Source organism: Natrinema soli, from assembly GCF_028618695.1.
The window spans coordinates 1-1,781 of sequence record NZ_JAQIVI010000497.1 but is presented as its reverse complement, the minus strand read 5'-3'; the positions used below and the strand labels follow the sequence as shown (position 1 = coordinate 1,781).

The window sequence follows — 1,781 nt, the reverse complement described above, 5'->3', positions numbered from 1 at the left end:
CGCGTCCGCTGCGGACGCGACGCGGAGTCGCCCCTCGATCCCCCGAGCGCTCGACCGAGGGTCCGTTCGTCGACCGCGTTGAGCGGCCGACGGGCGAACAGCCCCACGAGCCCGCAGCTGACGACGAAATACCCGATTTGGCTCGCGACGAACGCGGCAACGACGGCCTCGAGCAACATGACTCACCGGCTGGACGGCCCAGCCGCGTATTTGTATTGTGGCCGGATCGCGCGTCACTCGAAGTACGACGATAACCGCTCGGCCGCCTCCTCGACGCGCGGCGTGACGAGTGCGAATCGCAGCCACTCCGTCCGCGACTCGCCGAAGGCCTCGCCGGGCATGCCAGCCACGCCGGCCTCGTCGATCAATCGCTCGACGTTCGCGATCGTCCCCGGATACCCCTCGAAGCGAGCCATCACGTAGAACGACCCCCTCGGCGTGGTGTACTCCGCGCCCGCAGCCTCGAGCGCGTCGGTAAACGTTTCGACGCGCTCGCGGAGCCGCTCTCGGTTGCGCTCGTAGTAATCCGGTCCCGTCTCGCGCAGCGCCTGCAGGACCGCGAACTGGCCGGGGCGGGTCGTGGCGACGTTGACCAGCATGTGTCGGCTCTTCGCGTTCGCGACGAGTTCCGGCGGGAAGATCGCGTAGCCGACCCGGGCCCCGGTGATCGCCATCGACTTCGAAAACGCGTTGGTGACGACCCGGTGGGCCGAATCGGTCTCGAGCGCGCTGGCGAACGCCCCCGAGAGGTCGTAGTGGTCGTACACCTCGTCGCTGATCAGGACGGCGTCGTACGTCTCGGCGACGGCGACGAGTTCCCGCATCGTCTCCGCGGGATAGACAGCACCCGTCGGGTTGTTCGGCGTATTGACCACGATCGCGGCCGTCTCCTCGCTCGCGGCCGCGCGGACGCCGTCCGGATCCAGTTGCCCCTCCTCGTCCGTCGCGACGAAGCGCTGCGTTCCGCCGAGCATCGTCGTTTTCCCCGGGTAGTAGGGATAGACGGGATCAGTCAGCAGGATCTCGCTCCCGCTGTCACGCTCGAGGGCCCGCGCCATCGCGAGGTAGTTCGCCTCGCCCGCGCCGTTCGTGACGACGATCTGGTCGGCGTCGACACCGCGCCGGGCGGCGATCTCCTCGCGCAACTCGAGAAGCCCCTCGCTGGGCGGGTACTGAAATCGGTCCGGCTCGAGGTCGGCGTACTCCCGAAGCCCCTCCCGGAGTGCCTCGGGGGGCTCCCAGTCGGGGTTCCCACTCACCATGTCGATGACGTCGCGCTCCGCGGCGTCCGCGTACTCCATCACGCGGAAGAACAGCGGCGTCTCGTAGTTCATAGCGGTTACTCGGGGGGCGGGCTCCGTTTCTCTTTCCGTTTCTCAATCGAACGAGGCGGATCGGTGGCTCGAGTGCAACCCCCGCTTTCACATCGGAGCCGCCCCTTGACTCGAACATGAACGACGACATCGATCGCGACCTGCCGATGGACGTCGCCGACGCGCTTCGCGATCGAGAGGAGACGCTGGCGGTCGCCGAATCCTGTACCGGCGGGCTGCTCGGCGCTGCGATCACCGCCGTTCCGGGCGCGAGCGACTACTTCGATTCCGGGCTGACGACGTACGCCTACGGCGCCAAACGCCGCCACCTCGGAGTCAGTCGCGAGACGCTGGACGAACGCGGTGCCGTCTCCGAGCCGGTCGCCCGCGAGATGGCACAGGGGGTCCGAGACGTCGCGGACGTGACGTGGGGTCTCTCGACGACCGGTGTCGCCGGCCCGACCGGCG

Annotated in this window: 2 protein-coding genes; one reads left to right on the top strand and one right to left on the bottom strand. The window is 68.4% G+C overall.

Annotated features, from left to right (window positions below; genetic code table 11):
• Positions 1–233: 233 nt before the first annotated feature.
• Complete coding sequence (locus PGX04_RS24840; protein WP_273740948.1) at positions 234–1,334, bottom strand: pyridoxal phosphate-dependent aminotransferase; 1,101 nt, start codon at positions 1,332–1,334, stop codon at positions 234–236.
• Between the two features lie 116 nt (positions 1,335–1,450).
• Here PGX04_RS24840 and PGX04_RS24835 point away from each other — a divergent pair.
• On the top strand, positions 1,451–1,781 hold a 331-nt coding region (locus PGX04_RS24835; RefSeq protein WP_273740947.1), incomplete at its 3' end, for a CinA family protein.